Origin of the sequence: Arenibaculum pallidiluteum (genome assembly GCF_017355985.1) — a bacterium.
In the GTDB taxonomy this organism is placed as follows: Bacteria; Pseudomonadota; Alphaproteobacteria; order Azospirillales; family Azospirillaceae; genus Arenibaculum; species Arenibaculum pallidiluteum.
Genome location: NZ_JAFIQU010000001.1, coordinates 172,549 through 192,358 on the forward strand (window position 1 = coordinate 172,549; position 19,810 = coordinate 192,358).

Annotated in this window: 17 protein-coding genes and 1 tRNA gene; 6 read left to right on the top strand and 12 right to left on the bottom strand. The window is 69.6% G+C overall.

Translation table 11 applies throughout. The features are described from left to right. Positions 1–58: 58 nt before the first annotated feature. The 5 genes from JUB13_RS00845 to JUB13_RS00865 form a co-directional block, all read right to left on the bottom strand. On the bottom strand, positions 59–1,729 hold the full coding sequence (locus tag JUB13_RS00845) for an NAD+ synthase (RefSeq protein WP_207476376.1): 1,671 nt from the start codon (positions 1,727–1,729) through the stop codon (positions 59–61). Between the two features lie 128 nt (positions 1,730–1,857). After that, positions 1,858–3,018, bottom strand: coding sequence for a nicotinate phosphoribosyltransferase (locus JUB13_RS00850; RefSeq protein WP_207476378.1), 1,161 nt, complete (start codon positions 3,016–3,018; stop codon positions 1,858–1,860). A gap of 35 nt (positions 3,019–3,053) precedes the next feature. After that, positions 3,054–4,442: a class II 3-deoxy-7-phosphoheptulonate synthase gene (locus JUB13_RS00855; RefSeq protein ID WP_207476380.1), complete on the bottom strand. Its 1,389-nt coding sequence runs from the start codon at positions 4,440–4,442 to the stop codon at positions 3,054–3,056. A gap of 157 nt (positions 4,443–4,599) precedes the next feature. Next, complete coding sequence (locus JUB13_RS00860; RefSeq protein WP_207476382.1) at positions 4,600–5,787, bottom strand: MFS transporter; 1,188 nt, start codon at positions 5,785–5,787, stop codon at positions 4,600–4,602. Between the two features lie 141 nt (positions 5,788–5,928). Next, positions 5,929–6,837, bottom strand: coding sequence for a LysR family transcriptional regulator (locus JUB13_RS00865; protein ID WP_207476384.1), 909 nt, complete (start codon positions 6,835–6,837; stop codon positions 5,929–5,931). A gap of 164 nt (positions 6,838–7,001) precedes the next feature. On the opposite strand from JUB13_RS00865, the gene JUB13_RS00870 reads away from it, so the two are divergent. Next, the gene (locus JUB13_RS00870; protein ID WP_236024642.1) at positions 7,002–7,598 is read left to right on the top strand and encodes a GNAT family N-acetyltransferase; all 597 of its coding nucleotides are present in this window, start codon (positions 7,002–7,004) and stop codon (positions 7,596–7,598) included. Positions 7,599–7,610: 12 nt separating this feature from the next. Here the strand turns inward: JUB13_RS00870 and JUB13_RS00875 are convergent, their stop codons facing one another. The 4 genes from JUB13_RS00875 to glmU form a co-directional block, all read right to left on the bottom strand. Continuing rightward, on the bottom strand, positions 7,611–8,783 hold the full coding sequence (locus JUB13_RS00875; RefSeq protein ID WP_207476386.1) for an OpgC family protein: 1,173 nt from the start codon (positions 8,781–8,783) through the stop codon (positions 7,611–7,613). A gap of 118 nt (positions 8,784–8,901) precedes the next feature. Next, positions 8,902–10,272: a glutathione-disulfide reductase gene (gene gor, locus JUB13_RS00880; protein WP_207477401.1), complete on the bottom strand. Its 1,371-nt coding sequence runs from the start codon at positions 10,270–10,272 to the stop codon at positions 8,902–8,904. 165 nt (positions 10,273–10,437) lie between these two features. Next, positions 10,438–11,928, bottom strand: coding sequence for an NADP-dependent succinate-semialdehyde dehydrogenase (gene gabD / locus JUB13_RS00885; RefSeq protein ID WP_207476388.1), 1,491 nt, complete (start codon positions 11,926–11,928; stop codon positions 10,438–10,440). A 153-nt stretch (positions 11,929–12,081) separates the two neighbouring features. After that, on the bottom strand, positions 12,082–13,455 hold the full coding sequence (gene glmU / locus JUB13_RS00890; RefSeq protein ID WP_207476390.1) for a bifunctional UDP-N-acetylglucosamine diphosphorylase/glucosamine-1-phosphate N-acetyltransferase GlmU: 1,374 nt from the start codon (positions 13,453–13,455) through the stop codon (positions 12,082–12,084). A gap of 96 nt (positions 13,456–13,551) precedes the next feature. On the opposite strand from glmU, the gene JUB13_RS00895 reads away from it, so the two are divergent. After that, complete coding sequence (locus tag JUB13_RS00895; RefSeq protein WP_207476392.1) at positions 13,552–14,229, top strand: HAD-IA family hydrolase; 678 nt, start codon at positions 13,552–13,554, stop codon at positions 14,227–14,229. A 16-nt stretch (positions 14,230–14,245) separates the two neighbouring features. Here the strand turns inward: JUB13_RS00895 and JUB13_RS00900 are convergent, their stop codons facing one another. Further along, positions 14,246–15,259, bottom strand: a complete 1,014-nt coding sequence (locus JUB13_RS00900) for a DUF3108 domain-containing protein (protein ID WP_207476393.1) — start codon at positions 15,257–15,259, stop codon at positions 14,246–14,248. Positions 15,260–15,433: 174 nt separating this feature from the next. Here JUB13_RS00900 and JUB13_RS00905 point away from each other — a divergent pair. The 3 genes from JUB13_RS00905 (at position 15,434) to JUB13_RS00915 (ending at position 16,887) form a co-directional block, all read left to right on the top strand. Further along, positions 15,434–15,508: transfer RNA gene (locus JUB13_RS00905), tRNA-Val, on the top strand. A gap of 472 nt (positions 15,509–15,980) precedes the next feature. Continuing rightward, positions 15,981–16,370 carry a response regulator gene (locus JUB13_RS00910; protein ID WP_207476395.1) on the top strand — a complete coding sequence of 130 codons (390 nt, stop codon included), beginning with the start codon at positions 15,981–15,983 and terminating at the stop codon, positions 16,368–16,370. Between the two features lie 139 nt (positions 16,371–16,509). Then, entirely contained in the window at positions 16,510–16,887 is a 378-nt protein-coding gene (locus JUB13_RS00915; RefSeq protein WP_207476398.1) for a response regulator, read from the top strand. 132 nt (positions 16,888–17,019) lie between these two features. Here JUB13_RS00915 and JUB13_RS00920 read toward each other — a convergent pair whose 3' ends face one another. Next, positions 17,020–17,907, bottom strand: coding sequence for a hypothetical protein (locus JUB13_RS00920; protein ID WP_207476400.1), 888 nt, complete (start codon positions 17,905–17,907; stop codon positions 17,020–17,022). Positions 17,908–18,084: 177 nt separating this feature from the next. On the opposite strand from JUB13_RS00920, the gene JUB13_RS00925 reads away from it, so the two are divergent. Continuing rightward, on the top strand, positions 18,085–18,789 hold the full coding sequence (locus tag JUB13_RS00925; RefSeq protein WP_207476401.1) for a hypothetical protein: 705 nt from the start codon (positions 18,085–18,087) through the stop codon (positions 18,787–18,789). A gap of 41 nt (positions 18,790–18,830) precedes the next feature. On the opposite strand, the gene ehuB is transcribed toward JUB13_RS00925, so the two are convergent. Continuing rightward, on the bottom strand, positions 18,831–19,697 hold the full coding sequence (ehuB, locus tag JUB13_RS00930; RefSeq protein ID WP_207476403.1) for an ectoine/hydroxyectoine ABC transporter substrate-binding protein EhuB: 867 nt from the start codon (positions 19,695–19,697) through the stop codon (positions 18,831–18,833). Between the last annotated feature and the right edge of the window lie 113 nt (positions 19,698–19,810).

The following is a 19,810-nucleotide window of genomic DNA, read 5'->3' on the forward strand; positions in this document are numbered from 1 at the left end:
GAAGCCGCGCCCGGGGTCCATGCCCCGTCCCCGCGCCCCGGCCCGTCCCCGGACAGGCTCAGGCCTTGCCGATCAGCGAGGTGAAGCCGTTGGTGATGGGATAGCGGCGGTCCTTGCCGAAGCTGCGCCGGGTGATCTTCACGCCCGGCGGCGCCTGGCGCCGCTTGTACTCGGCGCGGTCCAGCATGCGCCAGACCCGGTCCACGGTCTCGCGGGCATGGCCGTGGGACACGATCTCGGCAACGCTAAGGTCGCGTTCGACGAGGCATTCCAGGATGTCGTCCAGCGCGTCGTAGGGCGGCAGCGTGTCCTGGTCGGTCTGGTTCGGCTTCAGCTCGGCGGTGGGCGCCTTGGTGATGATCCGCTCGGGGATCACGCGGCCGGCCGGCCCCCGCGCTCCGTCGGGCAGCGTCTGGTTGCGCCAGCGCGAGAGGGCGTAGACCGTCGTCTTGTAGACGTCCTTGAGGACCGAATAGCCGCCGCACATGTCGCCGTAGAGCGTCGCGTAGCCAACCGACATCTCGGACTTGTTGCCGGTCGAGAGCACCATGGCGCCGAACTTGTTCGACAGCGCCATCAGCGTCATCCCCCGTGCGCGGGACTGGATGTTCTCCTCGGTGATGTCGGGATCGCGGCCCGCGAAGGCCGGCTCCAGCATCGTTGCGAAGGCGTCCATGGCCGGGCCGATGGGGATTGTGTCGATGCGCGCGCCCAGCAGCTCCGCCGCCTCTGCCGCGTCATCCAGGCTGTCCTGCGAGGTGTAGGGCGAGGGCATCATCACGAGATGGACCCGGTCCGCGCCCAGCGCATCGACCGCCACCGCCGCGGAAAGTGCGCTGTCGATGCCGCCGGACATGCCGATCAGCACGCCGGGGAAGCGGTTCTTGTTCACGTAGTCCCGCAGGCCCAGCACCATGGCCTGGTAGATCGACGGGATGCCGGCATCGGGCTCGGCCGTCTCGCCGTGCTCGCAGCGCCAGACGCCGGCCTCGCGCACCCAGCGCGTCAGCAACACCTGCTCGCGCCAGCGATGGCCCTGCGCGACCAGGGAGCAGTCCGCGCCGAGCGCGAAGGAGCCGCCGTCGAACACCAGCTCGTCCTGCCCGCCCACCTGGTTCACATAGACCAGCGGAAGGCCCGTCTCGGTGACGCGGGCAACCGCGAGGTTGACGCGCAGCTCGTGCTTGTCGGTCTCGAACGGGCTGCCGTTGGGCACCAGCAGGATCTCGGCCCCGCACTCGGCCAGCGTCTCGGCGACGTCGCCGGTCCACATGTCCTCGCAGATCAGGACTCCGAGGCGGACATCCCTGAAGTTCACGGGGCCCGGGACCGGTCCCGCCGCGAAGACGCGCTTCTCGTCGAAGGGGCCGTAATTCGGCAGGTCGTGCTTGAAGCGCACGGCCTGGATCGCGCCCCCGTCCAGCAGCAGCGCCGCATTGTAGACCCGGCCGTCCTGCTGCCAGGGCGCGGTCACCAGGACCGCGGGGCCGCCATCGGCGGTGTCGGCCGCCAGCGCCTCGACCGCCTGGCGCACCGAGGCCAGGAAGAACGGCTTCAGCACCAGGTCCTCGGGCGGATAGCCCGAGATCACCAGCTCCGGGCACACCACCAGATCGGCGTCGCGGGCCGCCGCTTCGGCGCGGGCGTCGCGGACTTTGGCGGCGTTGCCTTCGATGTCGCCGACGGTCGGGTTGAGCTGGGCAAGGGCGATGGCAAGCCGGTCTGTCATCGGGTTCCGTCTGTCGCGGGGCCGTACGGGGCGGCGTTCCGGGACGGGTCCTTCCCGCCCCGGGGGCGGGCCCATCACAGCGGAGCGCGCCGCCCGCTGTCAATGAGGCCCGCGTCCCCGACGCACTGCTACTTCCGGAACAGGAACTCGCGGCCGACCTTCACGCGCCTCGTGCCGTCGTATTCGACGATGTCGGCCGTGGCGTAGGTCTCGCCCCAGCGCTCGGGCAGGTAGGATCCGGTGCCGACAACGTCCAGCGGCGCCTCGGCCTCCGCCATGATTCGGCACTTGGCGGGACCGAAGCCCGAGGACGCAACGATCCGCACCTTCTCGAACCCGGCCTCGTTCAGCTTCTCGCGCACATGGAAGATCGCCGCCGCCGAGACGCCGGTGCCGATCAGGTAGCGGAGCTGGGTCTCGTCGCGATAGCCGCGGATGGCCTGGGGGTTGTGCCGCTCGATCACGGCGTAGGAGCCCGGCGGGTCCAGCCCCTCGACGAAGCGGCCGCCCGGGGTGTCGAGACGGACCGAGAGCCGCCCCTCGGCCGCGAGCTGCGGAAAGCGCCGGCAGACCGCCAGGCTGTCCGTCACCTCCTGGCCGAAATAGTCCACCAGCACGGTCAGATTCTGGTCCGGGAACGTCTCGTGGAACATCTCGGCCGCCCGGACGGTCGAGCCGGCGTATCCGATCAGCGCGTGCGGCATGGTGCCCATGCCGCGCTCCTTGCCGAAATAGTGCGCCGTCGCGTCCGTCGCATTGCCGATGAAGCCGATCGCGCCGACCTTCCGGCGCGCCCGGTCCGAACCGACCGAGGCGGCGTAGGCCATGATCTCGGCCATCTCGGTGCCGGCGCAATGCCGGGCGTCCATGGCGAGGAAGGCGACCTTCGGCAGGTCCGCGCACATGGTGAAGGCGTTGTAGGCGGCGACGCAGGCCGGCCCGAGCTTCATCAGCAGCAGCGTCTCGAGGTCGACCAGGTTGTAGAAGGACCCGGTGACGTAAAGCATTGGCTCGCCCGCGCCGACCCACTGGCCCTCGCGGTAGCGCTGCTCGATCTTGATCTCGATGCCGCGCTCGGCCGCGACGGCGCGCAGCCAGTCGACGGCGAGGCGCGGCGCGCAGACGACGGGCCGGCGCATGAAGACCGCATAGGTGACCCGCGCGTCGCCGAACTTCCCGACCGTCGACTTGGTCCGGTTGAAATAGGCATCGGTCCACGCCGTCACCTCGGCGGCACCCGGCCAGCCGGCGGCCGTCCCCCTCGGACGCGCCCCGCTCTCCTCGCTCACGCTGATCTCCCCCTGGCTTGGCCCAGGCCCGCGGCCTACTCCGCGGCCTGCTCGCGACGCGCCTTTTCGAGCTGGCGCCGCTCCTCCTTCAACTGTTCAGCGACGAGAAAAGCCAATTCCAGCGACTGGCTGGCGTTCAGGCGGGGATCGCAGGCGGTGTGGTAGCGGTCCGAGAGCGCGTGGTCGGTGATCGCCTGGGCACCGCCCGTGCACTCGGTCACGTCCTGGCCGGTCAGCTCGAAATGCACGCCGCCGGCATGCACGCCCTCGCTGCGGCAGGCCGCGAAGAAGCCGCGGACCTCGCCCAGGATGCGCTCGAACGGGCGGGTCTTGTAGCCGCTCGCGGACTTCACCGTGTTTCCGTGCATGGGGTCGCTCGACCACACGACGGCGCGGCCCTCGGCCTTCACCCTGCGGATCAGCGGCGCCAGGAGCTGGTCCACCTTGTCCGAGCCCATGCGCGCGATCAGCGTCAGCCGGCCCGGCTCGTTCTGCGGGTTCAGGATGTCGATCAGGCGGATCAGCTCGTCAGGGTTCGAGCTCGGCCCGCATTTCAGCCCGATCGGGTTCTTCACGCCGCGCAGGAACTCCACATGCGCGCCGTCGAGCTGCCGCGTGCGGTCGCCGATCCACAGCATATGGGCCGAGACGTCGTACCAGTCGCCCGTGGTGCTGTCGATGCGGGTCAGCGCCTGCTCGTAGGGCAGCAGCAGCGCCTCGTGGCTCGTGAAGAAGTCGGTCTCGCGGATCTGGGGCGTCGTCTCGGCCGTGATGCCGCAGGCCGCCATGAAGCTCAGGGTCTCGTCCAGTCGGTCCGCCATCTCCCGGTAGCGCTCGCCGGCCGGCGAGCGCTCGACGAAGCCGAGCGTCCACTGATGGACCTTGTGCAGGTCGGCGTAGCCGCCCTGGGCGAAGGCCCGCAGCAGGTTCAGCGTGGCGGCCGACTGGTTGTAGGACTGCACCATCCGCTCGGGGTCCGGCCGGCGCGCCGCGGGCTCGAACTCGAACCCGTTGATGATGTCGCCGCGATAGCTCGGGAGTTCGAGGTCCCCGATCGTCTCGGTGTCGGCCGAGCGGGGTTTCGCGAACTGGCCGGCCATGCGCCCGACCTTGACCACCGGCGTCGCGCCGCCAAAGGTCAGGATCACCGCCATCTGCAGCAGCACGCGGAAGGTGTCGCGGATCTTGTTGGGGTGGAATTCCGCGAAGCTTTCGGCGCAGTCGCCGCCCTGCAGCAGGAAGGCCTCGCCGGCCGCGACCCGGGCCAGCGCGGCCTTCAGCCGCCGCGCCTCGCCCGCGAAGACCAGCGGCGGATAGCCCGAAAGCCGCGCCTCGACATCGGCCAGCTTCGCCTTGTCCTCATAGGCCGGCATCTGCCGGACCGGCCTGCTCCGCCAGCTGTCGGGAGTCCAACGCTCAGCCATGGCGCAACCCTTCTCGCGACTCGAACAAAATAGCTTTCCGCTATACGCGCTCCGAAAGGACATTTCCAGTGCCATGGGCGCAGGTCACGGCGGCGGCAGAGGCATTTGTCGCGAGTGCGCATCGTCCCTACCGGCGCCGCGCCGGGACGAGCCGCCGCTAGGATGGAGCATCCTCGACCGCGGTCCCGCTCCGCCGACCGGCGCGAAGCCTTAGAACCAACGCGCAGGCCAGCGTCATTCCTGCCAGCACGAGACAGAGATACAGGGCACCGCGCTCGCCGAGGCGCTCGATGACGACCGCGAAGGCCAGGGGCGCCACCGCGGACAGGACGAATCCCGGGACCAGGAGGCGCCCGACACGGGCCCCGTAGGTCCCGTGGTCGAAGAGGACCAGGGGAAGCGTCCCCTGGGTGATCGTCAGGACGCCATGCCCTGCGCCGTAGACGAGGACGAACAGAGCCGCGAAAGCTACGTGGCCGCCGCCGAGGAGACCCACAGCGAAGGCCACCGGCAGGACCAGCATGGCCAGGGCATTCAGGTCGGCGGGATGGATGCGGGCGCCGAAAAGCACCTGGCAGAATCGGCCGGCAACCTGGCCAATGCCGCGCAGGGTTCCGATCCAGACGGCCGCCGAGCCCGCAATGCCGAGCCCCGCCAGCAGCCCGATGAGATGCGCCGACAGCGCGGAGCTGAGGAAATGCGCGAGGGCGAAGGCAAGGGCATAGAGGACGCCTGCGGACGTGTCGCCGGGCGGCGGCCCGGCCCCGCCCGGACGGTCCTGGGCGTGGGCCGGCTCCCGGCCGGCCCCTGGGATTCCGAGAAAGAGCGGAACGCTCGCGAGCGACAGCCCGCCGTAGACGAGCACCGCGCCGCGCCATCCCAGCCATTCCGCGAGCATGTCCCCGACCGGCCAGAAGACGGTGGAGCTGAGGCCGCCGAACAGCGTCACCTGCGCCATCGCCCCCCTCGCCTCCGCCCCCCCGATGCGCGCAAGCGATGCGAAGGCGGCATCGTAGAGCGTCAGCCGCATGGACACGCCAAGGCAGATCCAGGACGCGTAGTAGGGCACCACGCTCGAGGAGGAGGCCAGTCCGATGCAGCCGATGGCCGTCAGCGCGGCTCCCGCCGCCATCACCCACCGTCCGCCATGGCGATCGATGAGCCGGCCGGCCGCGCCGGAGACCACGGCCATCGTCAGCAGGGCCGCCGTGAAGCCTCCGTGGACGAGGGGCAGCCGCCACCCGAGGTCGGCGGCGATCCGGTCCCCGAAGACGCCGATCAGGTAATAGGAGACGCCCCACGAGACCAGGAGTCCTATTCCCAGACAAAGCACGGTTCGTGGCATGACGGGCGCGGGATTCATGGAGCGCATCGACTTGCATCGGATGGCCCGATCCTGGACCGCCGCACCACGGGCAGGAAGAGGCCTCGGGATTATGCGGGAAATAAGAAGAACTTTGGCAGGCGGGTTCTGGATAGCCGCCCGTTACTGAGGCGGCTTGCTCGTGCGCTGCGGCCCGAGGGCCATCAGGGCCCTGATGGTTTCCTTCAGGCCGAGATGCAGCCGCTTGTCCCGGCGCAGGATGATCGCAAGGGTGCGATGGAGCCCGGGCGAAAGCGGCCGCACCACCAGCTCGCCCAGGCGCGCCGCCTGCGATGCGGCCATTCCCGGCAGGACGGCGCATCCGAGGCCCGCGCTGACAAGCTCCTTGATGGCTTCGACGCTGCCCAGCGACATGATCGGCTTCAGCGCGACGCCGCGCTGCGCGAACCAGTCGTCGACGATCCGCCGGGTGTTTCCCCCGGGCTCGAACAGGATCACGGGCCGGGTCGTCAGGGTCGCCGCGTCGACGCGCTCCGGAAGGTCGGTGCCGGCCGGCGCGATCACGACGAACTCGTCCTCCAGGACCGGAGTCACGTCCAGCATCCGCCCGGCTGCCGGCAGCGTGACGAGGGCCACGTCGATCGAGTTCTCCTCGACCGCCTTCACGAAATCGCTGGTGTTCCCGGTGCTGACGGTGATCTCGAGCGTCGGGAAACGCTGCCTTAGGCTGCGCAGGATCGGCGGCAGCAGATAGATGCAGGCGGTGGCGCCGGTTCCGATCCGCACCCGGCCCATGACGCCCGACGCATGCCGCGCCATCGCATCCAGGGCGGAGGAGACGAGAGCGTCGAACCGTTCCGAATAGCCCAGCAGCTCCAGACCCGCCGCCGTGGGCTGCGCCCGCCGGCCGATGCGCTCGATCAGCGACACGCCCAGGTGCCGCTCGAGCTGGCGGATCTGCAGGCTGACGGCCGGCTGGGTCAGTCCGAGCCGCGTGGCTGCGGCCGAAAAGCTGCCCTGTTCGACCACGATCGCGAAGGTGCGCAGATTGTCGAGGTTCAGGCTTCGCACCAAAAGAACTTCTCATGCTCCGCATAAATCGCAAAAGCTTCATTTATGAAGAGCAGCCCGGCAAGGTTCTCCGGCAGCCCCCACGATACCCGGGGCGCGGAGCAAGGCCCCAAGCCGGCCGCGGTTCCGCGTCCAGGCCCCAGGAAGGAAGAGTCGGAAGAGTCATGGGAACCATCGATATGCCGGAAGGTATCGCCCGCTCCGGAGCCTCGATCGTCGTTCGCGATGCGGCCGAGGCCGACATGCCGGCGATCCAGGCGATCTACGCTCATCACGTGCTGCATGGGCTAGCGACCTTCGAGGAGGTGCCTCCGACGGTCGAGGAGCTCGCGACGCGCCGGGCTTCGGTGATCGCGTCTGGCCTTCCCTACCTCGTGGCAGAGGCAGAAGGGCGCATTGCCGGCTACTCCTATGCGAGCGCCTACCGGCTTCGGCCTGCCTACCGCCACACGATCGAGGATTCCGTCTACGTCGCCGACGGGCTCGGCGGGCGGGGCATCGGAAGCGCGCTGCTGCAGGCGCTCGTCGACCGGTGCGAGGCGGGGCCGTGGCGGCAGATGCTGGCGGTCATCGGCAACAGCGGCAATGCCGCCTCCATCGCCCTGCATCGGCGCCTCGGCTTCCGTCCGGCGGGCACGCTGAGCTCGGTCGGATTCAAGCTGGGCCGCTGGGTCGACACGGTCCTGATGCAGCGCCCGCTGGGCCCCGGCGACGGGACGCCGCCCACCGAGGCCGCGACGCGTGGCACGCGCCAGGAATAGCGCGGCCGCGCATCAGGTTCCGCGCGCCGGGTCGTGGCGCGAGACGAGCTTCGAGCCCGCAGCCGGCGCAAGAAGCTGGTCGCGGCTCCACTGCAGCAGCGAGGCGAATGCCACCATGGCGGCCGCCCCCATCACGGAGGTGGCGATCTGCACCATGGGACGGTCCCCGCCCAGCGTGTTGGCCGCATCGGCAAGCGGGGCGAGGATCACGCCGAGGCAGAAGATCTCCAGCGAGTGGCGGCCCAGCAGGCGGACGTCCCGGATGATGGGACGATCCTGCCAGGCTCCCGGCCGCAGCAGCACCGCCGCGCAGCAGGCCAGGGCCATGAAATGGAGCAGGCGCAGCGGCGCGAGGCTGCTCTTGTCGATGGGGTAGATCCATTCGGCAAGGCGCCGGGGCATCACGGCATCGTGCAGTTCGGGCCAGCGCCACGACAGGGCGAGCAGCGCGGAGACGATCATGAAGCCGGCCGCGGCCGCGACGAGCCCGGGCGGCAGGCGAACCGCCGCCCCTGATCGCGCGGCGACGGCGCTGGCGGCGCCCAGCACGAACAGGAACTGCCAGGCCAGGGGATTGAAGAACCAGGCCTCGCCCGGCGCACTCGGCAGGGTCCAGCCGAACCCGAGGGTCAGGGCGTAGAGGGCCGCCGATCCCGCCACGAGCCGCGCCGGACGGCGGACGAGCACCGGCAGCGCGACGGCGAGCGCCAGCAGCAGCACGATGTAGAGCGGCAGCGGGTCCATAAGGCTCGGCTTGAAGCGAAGGACCAGCGCGTCCACAAGCGCGTGCTCGGTGTTCTGCACGAGGTACCCGAGATGCATCTCCTCGATCAGGTCGCGAGTCTCGACCCGCGCATTGGCGAGGATGACGATGCCGGAAAGCAGGACGAGCACGAAGATGTGGGCGACGTAGAGAGCCCATGCGCGCCGCAGGATGCGCAGGCAGGACCGCAGCCAGCCGTCGCGCTCGAAGTGCTGTCCGTAGGCGAGCGCCACCCCGTAGCCCGCGAGGAAGACGAAGATCTCCGCCGCATCGCTGAAGCCGAAGTTGCGGGGCGTCAGTTGCGCCACGACGTTTCCGGGGATGTGATCCCAGAAGATGAAGAGAAGGGCCATGCCCCGATAGAGGTCGATCCGGCCGTCGCGCTGCTGGCTGGGGATGGCACCCGCATCCTCGGTTCGCACCCAACTCCCTCCGCCCGGGATATTGCATTCCGCGGCCCCGCCACGGGCCGGCATGGCCGGCCACGAAGCCGGCCAGACGATCAACGCGCAGCCCGCCGCAGTGATCCGGGAGGCACCGTCACGCCACCGGTGTCGGCTCCGGCACCTTCTCGCGCATGGTCACGAATTCCTCCGCGGCCGAGGGGTGCAGGCCGATCGTCTGGTCGAACTGCTTCTTGGTGGCTCCGCAGTTCAGCGCGATGGCGAGGCCCTGGATGATCTCGGGCCCGTCGGGACCGACCATGTGGCAGCCGAGGACCCGGTCGCTGTCCCGGTCGACGACCAGCTTCATCAGGGTCCGCTCCTCCCGCCCGGAAAGGGTGTTCTTCATGGGGCGGAAGCTGGTCCGGTAGACGTCGATCTGTCCCAGCATGGCGCGGGCGCGCTCCTCGGTCAGGCCAACCGTGGCGACCGGCGGATTGCAGAACACGGCCGTCGGGATGTTCTGGTAGCTGACCTGGGTCGGGTTCCCGTTGAACAGCGTCTCGACCAGCGCGCGGCCCTCGGCGATGGCGATGGGCGTCAGCGCGACCCGGTCCGTGACGTCGCCCACGGCATAGACGCTGTGCAAGTTGGTGCGGTTCCACTCGTCGACGCGGATGCCGCCACGCGGGTCCGTCTCGATCCCCGCCGCCTCGAGCCCGAGGTCCCGGGTGTTCGGCGCGCGGCCGGTCGCCGCCAGGATCTGCCCGGCCTCGAAGCGGCGCCCGTCGGCGGTGACCGCAACCAGACCGGCCTGGGTCTTCTCGATGCGCTCCAGCACGACCCCGGCGACGATGCGGATGCCCCGCCGGCCGAGCTCGGTCGCGAGATGCTCGCGCACGTCGCGGTCGAAGCCCCTCAGGACGTTGTCGCCGCGCAGCAGAACCGTCACGGCGACGCCGAGGGCGGCGAAGATGCTGGCGAATTCCAGCGCGATATACCCGCCGCCCAGGACGACCAGGCTCTCGGGCAGGGCCGGCAGCTCCAGCGCCTCGTTGGAGGTCAGGCAGTATTCGGCCCCGGGGACATTCGGGAGCACGGGATGGCCGCCCGTCGCGATCAGGATCGTCTTGGCCGTGAAGGTCTCGCTCCCGACCTGCACCGTGTGCGGGTCGAGCAGCCGGGCGTAGCCGTTCACGATGCGCACGCCGGGCTTCTCGAGCAGGCCGATATAGATCCCGTTCAGCCGGTCGAGCTCGCGATCCTTGTTGGCGATCAGGCGCGACCAGTCGAACGCCGTCTCACCGACTTCCCAACCGAAGCCGGCGGCATCCTCGAAATGGTCGGCGAATTGGGCACCGTAGACCAGCAGCTTCTTGGGGACGCAGCCGCGCAGGACGCAGGTGCCGCCGACGCGGCTGCCCTCGGCGATGGCGACCTTGGCCCCGTAGGAAGCGGCGCGGCGGCTTGCGGCCACGCCCCCGGACCCGGCCCCGATCGTGAATAGGTCGAAATCGTAGCTCGCCACCGCCGCCTCCAGGCTCCCGTTGATCACCGACATTCCGTGTCGGGCGTCCCGTATCCGGCATCTGGCCCCTGGCGCCGGCACTTTCCAGCGCGGGGCCGCCCCACGACCTGCAAGGCCGGTCGAAGGGCGTCCGCCAAACCGTTGAAATTTCTACCGTTTAATCGCTCAGGCGCTGATCCCGCCCATGCAGAGGTACTTGATCTCGAGATAGTCCTCGATGCCGTACTTGGAGCCCTCGCGGCCGATGCCGCTCTCCTTCATCCCGCCGAAGGGCGCGACCTCGGTGGAGATGATGCCTTCGTTGATGCCGACGATTCCGTACTCCAGCGACTCCGCGACGCGCCAGATCCGGCCGACGTCCCGGCTATAGAAATAGGCCGCCAGCCCGAACTCCGTCGCATTGGCCAGCCGGACCGCCTCCTCTTCTGTCTCGAAGCGGAACAGCGGGGCGACCGGGCCGAAGGTCTCCTCGCGGGCGACCTTCATCTCGGGCGTGACCTCGGCCAGCACCGTGGGCTCGAAGAAGCTGCCGCCGAGGGCATGGCGCCGGCCACCTGTGACGACCCGGGCTCCCTTGGCGACGGCGTCGCGGATGTGCTCCTCGACCTTCTCGACCGCAGCCATGTCGATCAGGGGTCCCAGCTGGGCATCCTTGACCTCCAGCCCGGGGCCGACCTTCAGCGCGCCGACGGCCTCGGCCAGCTTGGCCGCGAAGGCCTCGTAGACGCCGGATTGCACCAGCAGGCGGTTGGCGCACACGCAGGTCTGGCCGGTGTTCCGGTACTTGGAGGCAATGGCGCCCTTCACCGCCTCGTCCAGGTCGGCATCGTCGAAGACCAGGAAGGGCGCGTTGCCGCCGAGCTCCAGCGAGACCTTCTTCACCGTCGCAGCGCACTGGGCCATCAGCGTCTTGCCGACCTCGGTCGAGCCCGTGAAGCTGAGCTTGCGGACCGTGGGGTTGCCCGTCATCTCGCCGCCCACGGCGCGGGCAGATCCCGTCAGCACCGCCAGCACGCCCGGGGGGATCCCGGCGCGTTCCGCCAGCACCGCCATGGCGAAGGCCGACAGCGGCGTCGCCGAGGCCGGCTTGATCACCATGGGGCAACCCGCGGCGAGCGCCGGGCCGGCCTTGCGGGTGATCATTGCGGCAGGAAAGTTCCAGGGCGTGATGGCGGCGGTGACGCCGATCGGCTCCTTCAGCACGACGATGCGGCGACCCGGCAGGTGGCCGGGGATCACGTCGCCATAGACCCGCTTGCCCTCCTCGGCGAACCACTCGATGAAGGAGGCCGCGTACAGGATCTCTCCGCGGCTCTCGGCCAGCGGCTTGCCCTGCTCGGCCGTCATGATGCGGGCGAGATCCTCCTGGTTCTCCACCATCAGGTCGAACCAGGCGCGCAGCAGCTTCGCGCGGTCCTTGGCGGTGCGTGAGCGCCAGGCAGGCCAGGCGCGCTCGGCCGCCTCGATAGCCCGGCGCGTCTCGGCCGCGCCCATGTCCGGGACGGCCGCCAGGAAGGACCCGTCGGCGGGATTGGTGACTGCGATGGTCCGGCCGCTCTCGGCCGCCAGCCACTTGCCGTCGATGTAGGCACGGTCCCGCAGCAGAAGCGGATCCCTGAGGCCGAGCCTGGCGGCGATCTCCTGGGTGGTGGTCATGCTGGTCCTCCGGGCTGGTCGTGCGTTCGTGCCCGCGTCCTGGCGCGCGGACGCACGGGCCGCGCCCTTACAGACCGGCCCGCGCCGCCTGATCCTAGACCGGCTTCCGCGCCATGCGCCAGCGGGACGGGTCGGCCGGCCGCCTGCGGGCCGTCACTTCCTGCGGGCCGCCTTCTCCGCTTCCTTGCGCTTGCGGAACGAAATGGCCCAGTCCTCGATCACCCGCTGCCTGCCGCGCGCGACGGCCAGCGCCTGGGCTGGCACATCCTGCGTGAGCACGCTCCCCGCGCCCACGATGGCGCCGTCGCCCACCGCGATCGGAGCCACCAGCGCCGTGTTCGAGCCGATGAAGGCCCCGGCGCCGATGTCGGTATGGCTCTTCAGGAAGCCATCGTAGTTGCAGGTGATGGTGCCCGCGCCGATGTTCGCCTTCGCGCCCACGCGCGCATCGCCGACATAGCTCAGGTGGTTCACCTTGGCGCCCTGCTCGATGCGGGCGTTCTTGATCTCGACAAAGTTGCCGATATGGGCATCCGGCCCGATCTCGGCCCCGGGACGCAGCCGGGCGAAGGGGCCGATCTGTGCGCCGGCGGCGATCCTGACGCCCTCGAAATGGCAGAAGCCCCTGATCTCCACCCGATCGCCGATCTCGACGCCGGGCCCGAAGAAGGTGTTGGGCCCGATCACCACGTCGCGGCCCACCCGCGTGTCGGCGCTGAACCAGACGGTCCCGGGATCGGTCAGCGTGGCGCCGGCCTCCATGGCCTGCCGGCGCAGCCGGGCCTGGAGCAGCCGCTCGGCCTCGGCGAGGTCCGCGCGGGAGTTGACGCCCACCACCTCCTCCTCGGCCGCCTCGACGACGCGGCAGGCGAACCCCCGGGACCGGGCGACGGTGACCGCGTCGGTCAGGTAGTACTCGCCCTTCGCGTTGGCATTGCCGATGGCGTCCAGAAGCTGCCACATGCGCGCGCCGTCGAAAGCCATCAGCCCCGCGTTGCACAGGGTGATCGCGCGCTGCGCCTCGGTCGCGTCCAGGTACTCGACGATCGCCTCGAGCTCGCCGCGCCCGTTGGCCACCAGCCGGCCATAGGCCCCGGGGTCGCGCGGGCGCATGCCGAGGACCACCACGGCCGGGTCCTCGGCCGCGTCGCGGGCCGCCCGCAGGGCGCCCAGCGTCGCCGGCGTGACCAGGGGCGTGTCGCCGAACAGGACGATCACGTCGCCGAAGAAGCCCTCCAGCGCGCCGCGCGCGGCGCGGACCGCATCGCCCGTGCCCGCCTGGCTGTGCTGGACCACGGTCGGATGAGGCGCCACCGTCGCCTCGACTTCCGGCATGCCGGGCCCGACCACCACGACGATGCGCTCGGGCTCCAGCGCCCGGGCGGCGGCCAGGGCGTGGCCCACCATCGGGACGCCGGCGACCCGGTGCAGCACCTTGGGCATCTCCGAGCGCATCCGCGTCCCCTTCCCGGCGGCGAGGATGATGAAGGCGAGCGGGCGGGCGGGCGAGGTCGGCGCTGGCGTCATCTCGGGACGGACTCCGCGGTTGCGGGTGGCGGGCGGGCCGTTTCAATGCCACAGTCGCGGGCCGCACCCCAAGTGAGACTTTCTTCGGAGCCCTTGATGTCCCTGCCCCAGGCGGTCGTGCTCGATCTCGACGGTACCCTGATCGACAGCGCGCCCGAGATCGGCGCGGCGCTGAACCGCCTGCTGGCCCGCCACGGCCGTCGGCCGGTATCCGGCGATCAGGTCCGCATGATGGTGGGGGACGGCGCGCTGAGCCTCCTGGGAGCGGCCTTCGCGGCGACCGGAGCGCCGCTCTCGCCCGAGGCGGAGCGGGCTGTGCTCGAGGAATACCTCGACGACCTCGCGGCCGAGCCGGCGCGACGCGAGAGCATCTATCCCGGGGTCGAGGCGACGCTGCGGCTCCTGCGCGGGCGGGGCATGCGCATCGGGATCTGCACCAACAAGGCCGAGCGGGTCACCGAGCTGGTGCTGGAGCAGCTCGGCCTCGCCTCGCTGATCGACGCCTTCGCGGGCGGCGACACCCTGCCCTGGCGCAAGCCCGACGGCCGCCATCCCGCCCATGTGGCGGAGCTGCTGGGCGTGCCCCCGGCGCAGGCCGCCATGGTGGGCGACGGGCTGAACGACGTGAAGGCGGCCCGCGGCGCGGGAATGCCGGTGGTGGCGGTCAGCTACGGCTATCCCCGCATGCCGGTGGCCGATCTCGGCGCCGACCTGGTGATCGACGGCTTCGCCGACCTGCCCGCGGCGCTCGAGGCCCTGCCCCGCCGCGGCTGAGGCGGGGTGCCGCCCTTCAGTCCTGTCCGCCCTGCGGCACCGGCGCGGGCCCCGCGGCTGGCTCCGGCAGTTCGGCCGTCTGGACCGTGCGGTCGACGTTCTCCAGCGTGACCACCAGCGTTCCCAGCGCGCTCTCCATCTCGATGCGCACCGGCACCGGCATGGAGCCGGGCGCGAGCGGCGCCACCAGCAGGGCCGGCGGCGTGCGGCGCGAGGCTTCGGGATCGAAGACGCGCTTTTTCCAGGGCTTGCCGGCGACCAGCGTCTGGCGGACCTCGCAACGCTGCGCGGGGCCGCCGAAGACGGAATGGCTGGTCTTCGCGATCTCCTGCGTGCCGCGCGGCACCAGCCGCATCTCGTACCGGCGGCGGCCGTCATAAACCGGCACCGCCGAATCGCAGGCCTGCCCGCCGGCGGTCCGCGCGACCAGTGCGAGCAGCGCACTCAGCGGGTCGTAGGTGTCGCGGGTCAGCTCCACCGGGACGCGCTCGTCCTCGCTGCGCTCATCCTCGCGACGGGGCTCGGTCATCGCCTCGACCCCGCCGCGGCCATCATAGGAAAGGGTCACGATCTTGGCATCGCCGCGCCAGCTGTCGGTCAGACGGTAGGAGCGCGGCTCCAGCGGGCTCGCGCCGATGCCCCTGGACGGGGCCGCCGAGTCCGGGACCGGCTCCCCCGAGACGAGAGCCCCCGAGACGACGGCGGAGGACCGCCAGGGCGCCAGGGCCCGGAACAGCCCGACGGGCTGGATGTCGAGGTCGATGCCGTAGCCCGTGGGCGCCAGCGCCAAGTCCAGGCGCGCCGTCAGCGCCCGGATCCCGCCGAGATGGATGCCGTAGTCCAGGCGCAGGCGCTCGGGCGCGCGCATGGACGCGGTTCCGCCGACGCCTGGCGGCGCAGGAACCGCCGCGACCGCCGCGGCCTGGACCGTCTCGGCCCGCGGCGCGGTGGCCAGGGCCGGCAGCGACAGAAGCGCGAGCGCCGCGGCCGCGGCGCGCAGAGCTCTTGAGGGGCGGAAGCGGGACAGCAACGCGAGGGGCCCTCCCGGCAGATGTCAGGGGCACTGACATCGTCCGGCAGCAAGGGTTAATGAATGGAAACCACCCCAGAGATGGGGGCTCGTCCCCTGGGAACTAGCGCTTGACAGCCATGCGCCCTCCGCCTAAATCAGGCGCTCCCGGCGCCCACGCGGCGCCACCGGAATGGGCGCGTAGCTCAGCGGGAGAGCATCGCCTTCACACGGCGGGGGTCGTAGGTTCAATCCCTACCGCGCCCACCATTCCGACGCAGTGACAGACGTCACGCCTTTTCCAGGAAATCAGGGGTCGGAGCTGCGGCGCAGTCCGCGCCGACGTGCACGACGCGTTTCGGCACAAATCGGAACTCGCCTTGGGACTGGCTCCGCCCATCTCCTGCTCCTCCGCGCATCTGCTGATAGGTCGAACTGCACATCACGGGCAGGCGCTCAGCCGGAAGCCCGGCAGGCTTGGAAGCTCATCAGGCACGCGGACAGGCGAAACCATCGGCGCACCGCACGAGATGGTAGGGCTCGGAACCCGTCAGCCTGATCCGACCCTGGCTGGAAGAGCCACTGCATGGCTCCAAGGCCAAGGGCCGGATGCGCTGCTTGCGTTCCGTACTGGTACCCCGGAGAAACCCGCTGCGGGTCTGCGCAGATTGATCTGGATCAAGATGCCGCGCGCTTGACGGACCTTACGCTGCCTGACTGAAGGCGTGAAGGAAGCCTCGCGATGCGGGTTCTAATTGTTGAAGACGACGCCTTGATCGCCCTCGGTTATCAAGCCGTGCTCAAAGAGGCCGGGCATGAATGTGTCGGCACTGCGGCCAGCGCATCTGCCGCATTGAAGCTGGCAGCCAATGTCGATGCAGATGTTGCGCTCGTCGACCTGAGGCTCGCCGACGGCGTGACGGGAAATGCCGTTGCCGTGGAGCTTTCCCAGGCGCATCGCCTTCTGCCGATCATCATAACGGCGAACCTCGACATGGTTTCGCCCGCGGCAAAGCTCGCTTGCTTCGCCCTGCTGCCAAAGCCGCTTTCCTACCATTCGCTTAGAGCCGCTCTTGATGCGGCGCAGCAAGCCATCAGCGTGGGTAGTGATCGAACCTCATTGCCCGCGTGAGGTGCGGCCGTCCCGTTGGTCGGTTCCGCACGGCCCGTGTTGCGGTCACGTCGTTTCCAGAATGGGACCCCGAGCTATTGAAATCAGCCCCATGCGGCGCAATCTTCCGTCCATGGATAGCCCGGCTGAACCTCACCGAATGCCATCCATCCTCGTGGCCGAGGACGAAGCGCTTCTTGCGTGGGTCATCGAACAGGAGCTGCGTGACGCCGGCTTCGATGTCGCTGTGGCTCGCAACGGTGTCGAGGCGCTGGCAGTCGTTCAGAAAATCCCGGTCGACCTGGTGCTCACAGACATCATGATGCCGGAGATGAATGGTTTTGCGCTCTTCGATGCCCTGCGCAAATCGCAACCCCATCTGCCGATCGTAGCGATGACGGGGTATGCAGGCGCGAACGGCAAGGACGATCTGGCGCGGCTCAGATCTGCAGGCGTGCCGGTCCTGGCGAAGCCATTCGCTCCCGGCCGGATCATAGATACAGTTCGCGCCATGCTCGACACGTCCAGACCGAACTAGGATGCTCCGACGATCGCGGGTCCAGGTGATGTCGTGCACCTATCCGCGCGGCTGCGGCCGCTGCCCACGCGGGGGATCCGGCGCGAACGCTCCCGCAGGCTGGCGATGCCGACCGCCGCGGTGTGCCGGAATCTAAGGCAGGCCGGTCCCAGCATGCTGGATGCAGGTGATGCGGTTCATGTTGATCACCACCCCGGAAAAGTCGCAGCGAACGATCTCGATCGGTCCGGGCGGCACTGCGGTCCCGCGCCTCTTGGACAGTTTTCCGTTGCGGCAGATGTTGTAGGCCCGGTCGGAATAGGCGGACGCCATCGATAGGAGGCATTCATGGTGGTCCTCGGCCTCGGCCCGCAGGCAATCCTTGTTCCCGGGCCGGAAGACCCCGCACCACGAAGCTGTGGACGCGGACGGCTGCCCGGCTTCGCCGGGCGGCGGGGGAAGGCCGAGGCCACGGACACCATATCCGGCGAGCGTCCGTTCGATCTGATCGTCGAAAAGCCGCGCGGGAGCGGCGACGCAGAGGTATCCCGTGACGCGCTTGCCGAAGAGGTCCTGCATTCCGTCGACTGGTGCCAGGAGCCAGTTCCATATGGCGCAGTCTTCGCGGGGCGACGCCACGCAATGGACCGGCTTGCTGCCCAGGGCCGTCGCAATGGTTCGCGCGCGCCCTGGCGTGTACGCTCCTGTGGCGAAACGCCTCCAGATCTTCGCGAAGCTCTCGACGTTGTGCTCGTCAGTTCGAAAATAGTGTAGCGGCGGCGCAGCCAGATAGCCCCCCTCGAACACCGCGCCCTCCGCAAAGGCGGCCATGCTCTCCTGGAACATGCCGTCCTGCATCCGCCGCCCCATGAAGGTCTGCGCCTTCTCGGGAAAGGTGGCGGAATGGAGAACCTGGAAGCGTTCCTCAGGCTTCGCGACCGTCAGCGGCGGCGGCTCCAGCGTCTTGCATCCCGACAGCAGCGCCGCCCCCGCCAGAACCACGACGCGGGCGGCTCGCGCGCAATCAGGAATGCGCAGCATCGATCATCCTCGGCGGAACCGGCGGAGGCCACCACGACCGGAAGGGGTGTGCGAGCGCCTTGGCGTCAGGAAATCGCGACCGGGCCCATGGCTCGGCAATCTAAGCGTGTAGACTTCTCCGAATTCCCGTGCAATTATTAGCTAAATCGGGAAAACGCCGTCCGAGGAGCGCCTGCCATGCGGATCCTGACGACCCTTGCCGCTGCCGTGACCGCCTGGCTGACCCCCACGCCGGCACCGGCCCACCAGGTGCAGGTAGGCCCGGTCGTGCTCGACCTGCCGGTCCCGAAAGGTCTTTGCGTCGCCGACCGCGGGAAGCCGGAGGAAGCTCTCATATTCAACGCCATGCAGGAGGCCAACGTGGACGGCCAGCTTCTCCTGCTGGCCTTCGATTGCGAGGAGCTCGAGGCGGCCCGTGCCGGAGCCCCCGGCGGCATTTCCAGCGTGGCGACCTGGTCGGTGCAGGTCCCCGAGCAATCCGGCTCCTCCGGAGTGCCCGAGCTGACGCGCCGCGACCACATGAGGGCACTTGTCCGGGGAGCGCCTTGGAAGACCTTCGATGAAGCGGTGACCGAAGCCAGGCGACGGCTCGGCAAGCCGAAGGGCGATCTCACCAGCGTCGAGGTTCTCGGTGACCTCGGGCAAGGCGCGGTCCTGTTCCAGAACGACGACATGATGATCCTGGCCACGGCGAGACAAGGCGAGTCCGAGGGCCCGACCTCCTCCATCCTCGGGGGAACGGTCCTGCGCTCCCATCCCGTCACGTTCAGCATCTCGGTGTCGACCGACGCCCTCGGCGTCTACTCGGTCCTCCGGCCCTTGGTGCAGGAGACCCTGAAGGACGCCATCCGGCTCAACGCGGCGCCGCTCAGAGACCAATGAACTGGAAGCGGTTTGAGGTTCAGAGCGAACCTCAAACCGCTTTACCGGACCAGCGCCGGGCTCCCGGCGCACAGTTCGGCCATGGTCCGCCGCGGGATCTGGGATGCCGTGAAGCCGAAAGGCGCGGTCAGCTCCAGGTAATCAGGGCTTCGCAGCAGATCCGCGAGGTGCCGGTTGAACGCATCGCGCAGTTCGGCATCCCCGGGGCGGAAGGCGTAGGCACCGTGATCCCCGTAGGCCCGGCCTGGCGTCGCCGGCTCGTCGAAGGGCTGCGCGCGCTCGATCTGCCGCGGGTTGCGCTGGACCAGATCCTGGACGGTGATGGCCGTGGCCGCATAGGCGTCCACCCGGCCGGCCCGGACGCCTGCGGCCGCAGTGGCGGCATCGGGAAAGATCACGAGCTGGCTCTCGGCGACGCCGCTCGCCCGGGCTTGCTCGATCTCCTGCGCCCCGGCGACGACGCCGAGCCGGACCGTCGGATCCGCCGCCACCGCGCGGAAGCCGTGTAGCCTTCTCGGATTGCCGGGGCGCACGGCGAAGCCGGTTCCGGCGAGGAAGAACGGCTCCGAGAAGATCACCTCGCGGCAGCGTTCCGGAACGATGGCCATGCCGGCGGCGATCACGTCGACGCGACCGATCCTGAGATCGCGGATCAAGGACCCGAACTCGGCCTCCACCGCCTGGACCCTTTCAACACCCATGGCGGCGAAGACACGCCGCGCCACCTCGGGTCCCGCCCCCGTCAGCCGTCCTGCGGGCGTGCGGAACGCGAAGGGTGGTTCGATGGCATAGCCGAGGCGCACCTCGCCCGTGCGCCGCACACGGTCCAGCGCGCTCTCCGCCGCGGCGGGGACGGCGACCGGGATCACGGCAAGCACCGCCAGCAAGAGGGAGAAAAATTTCTTCATTCCTTCGACCGATTCGGCTCGCGGCGGACCGCCCCCTGCAGACCACCTTGGACAGACCGTCCCGGCATGCGCAAAGATCCATCTCACTGTTCAATTGGCCCAGGAGCAGGAAC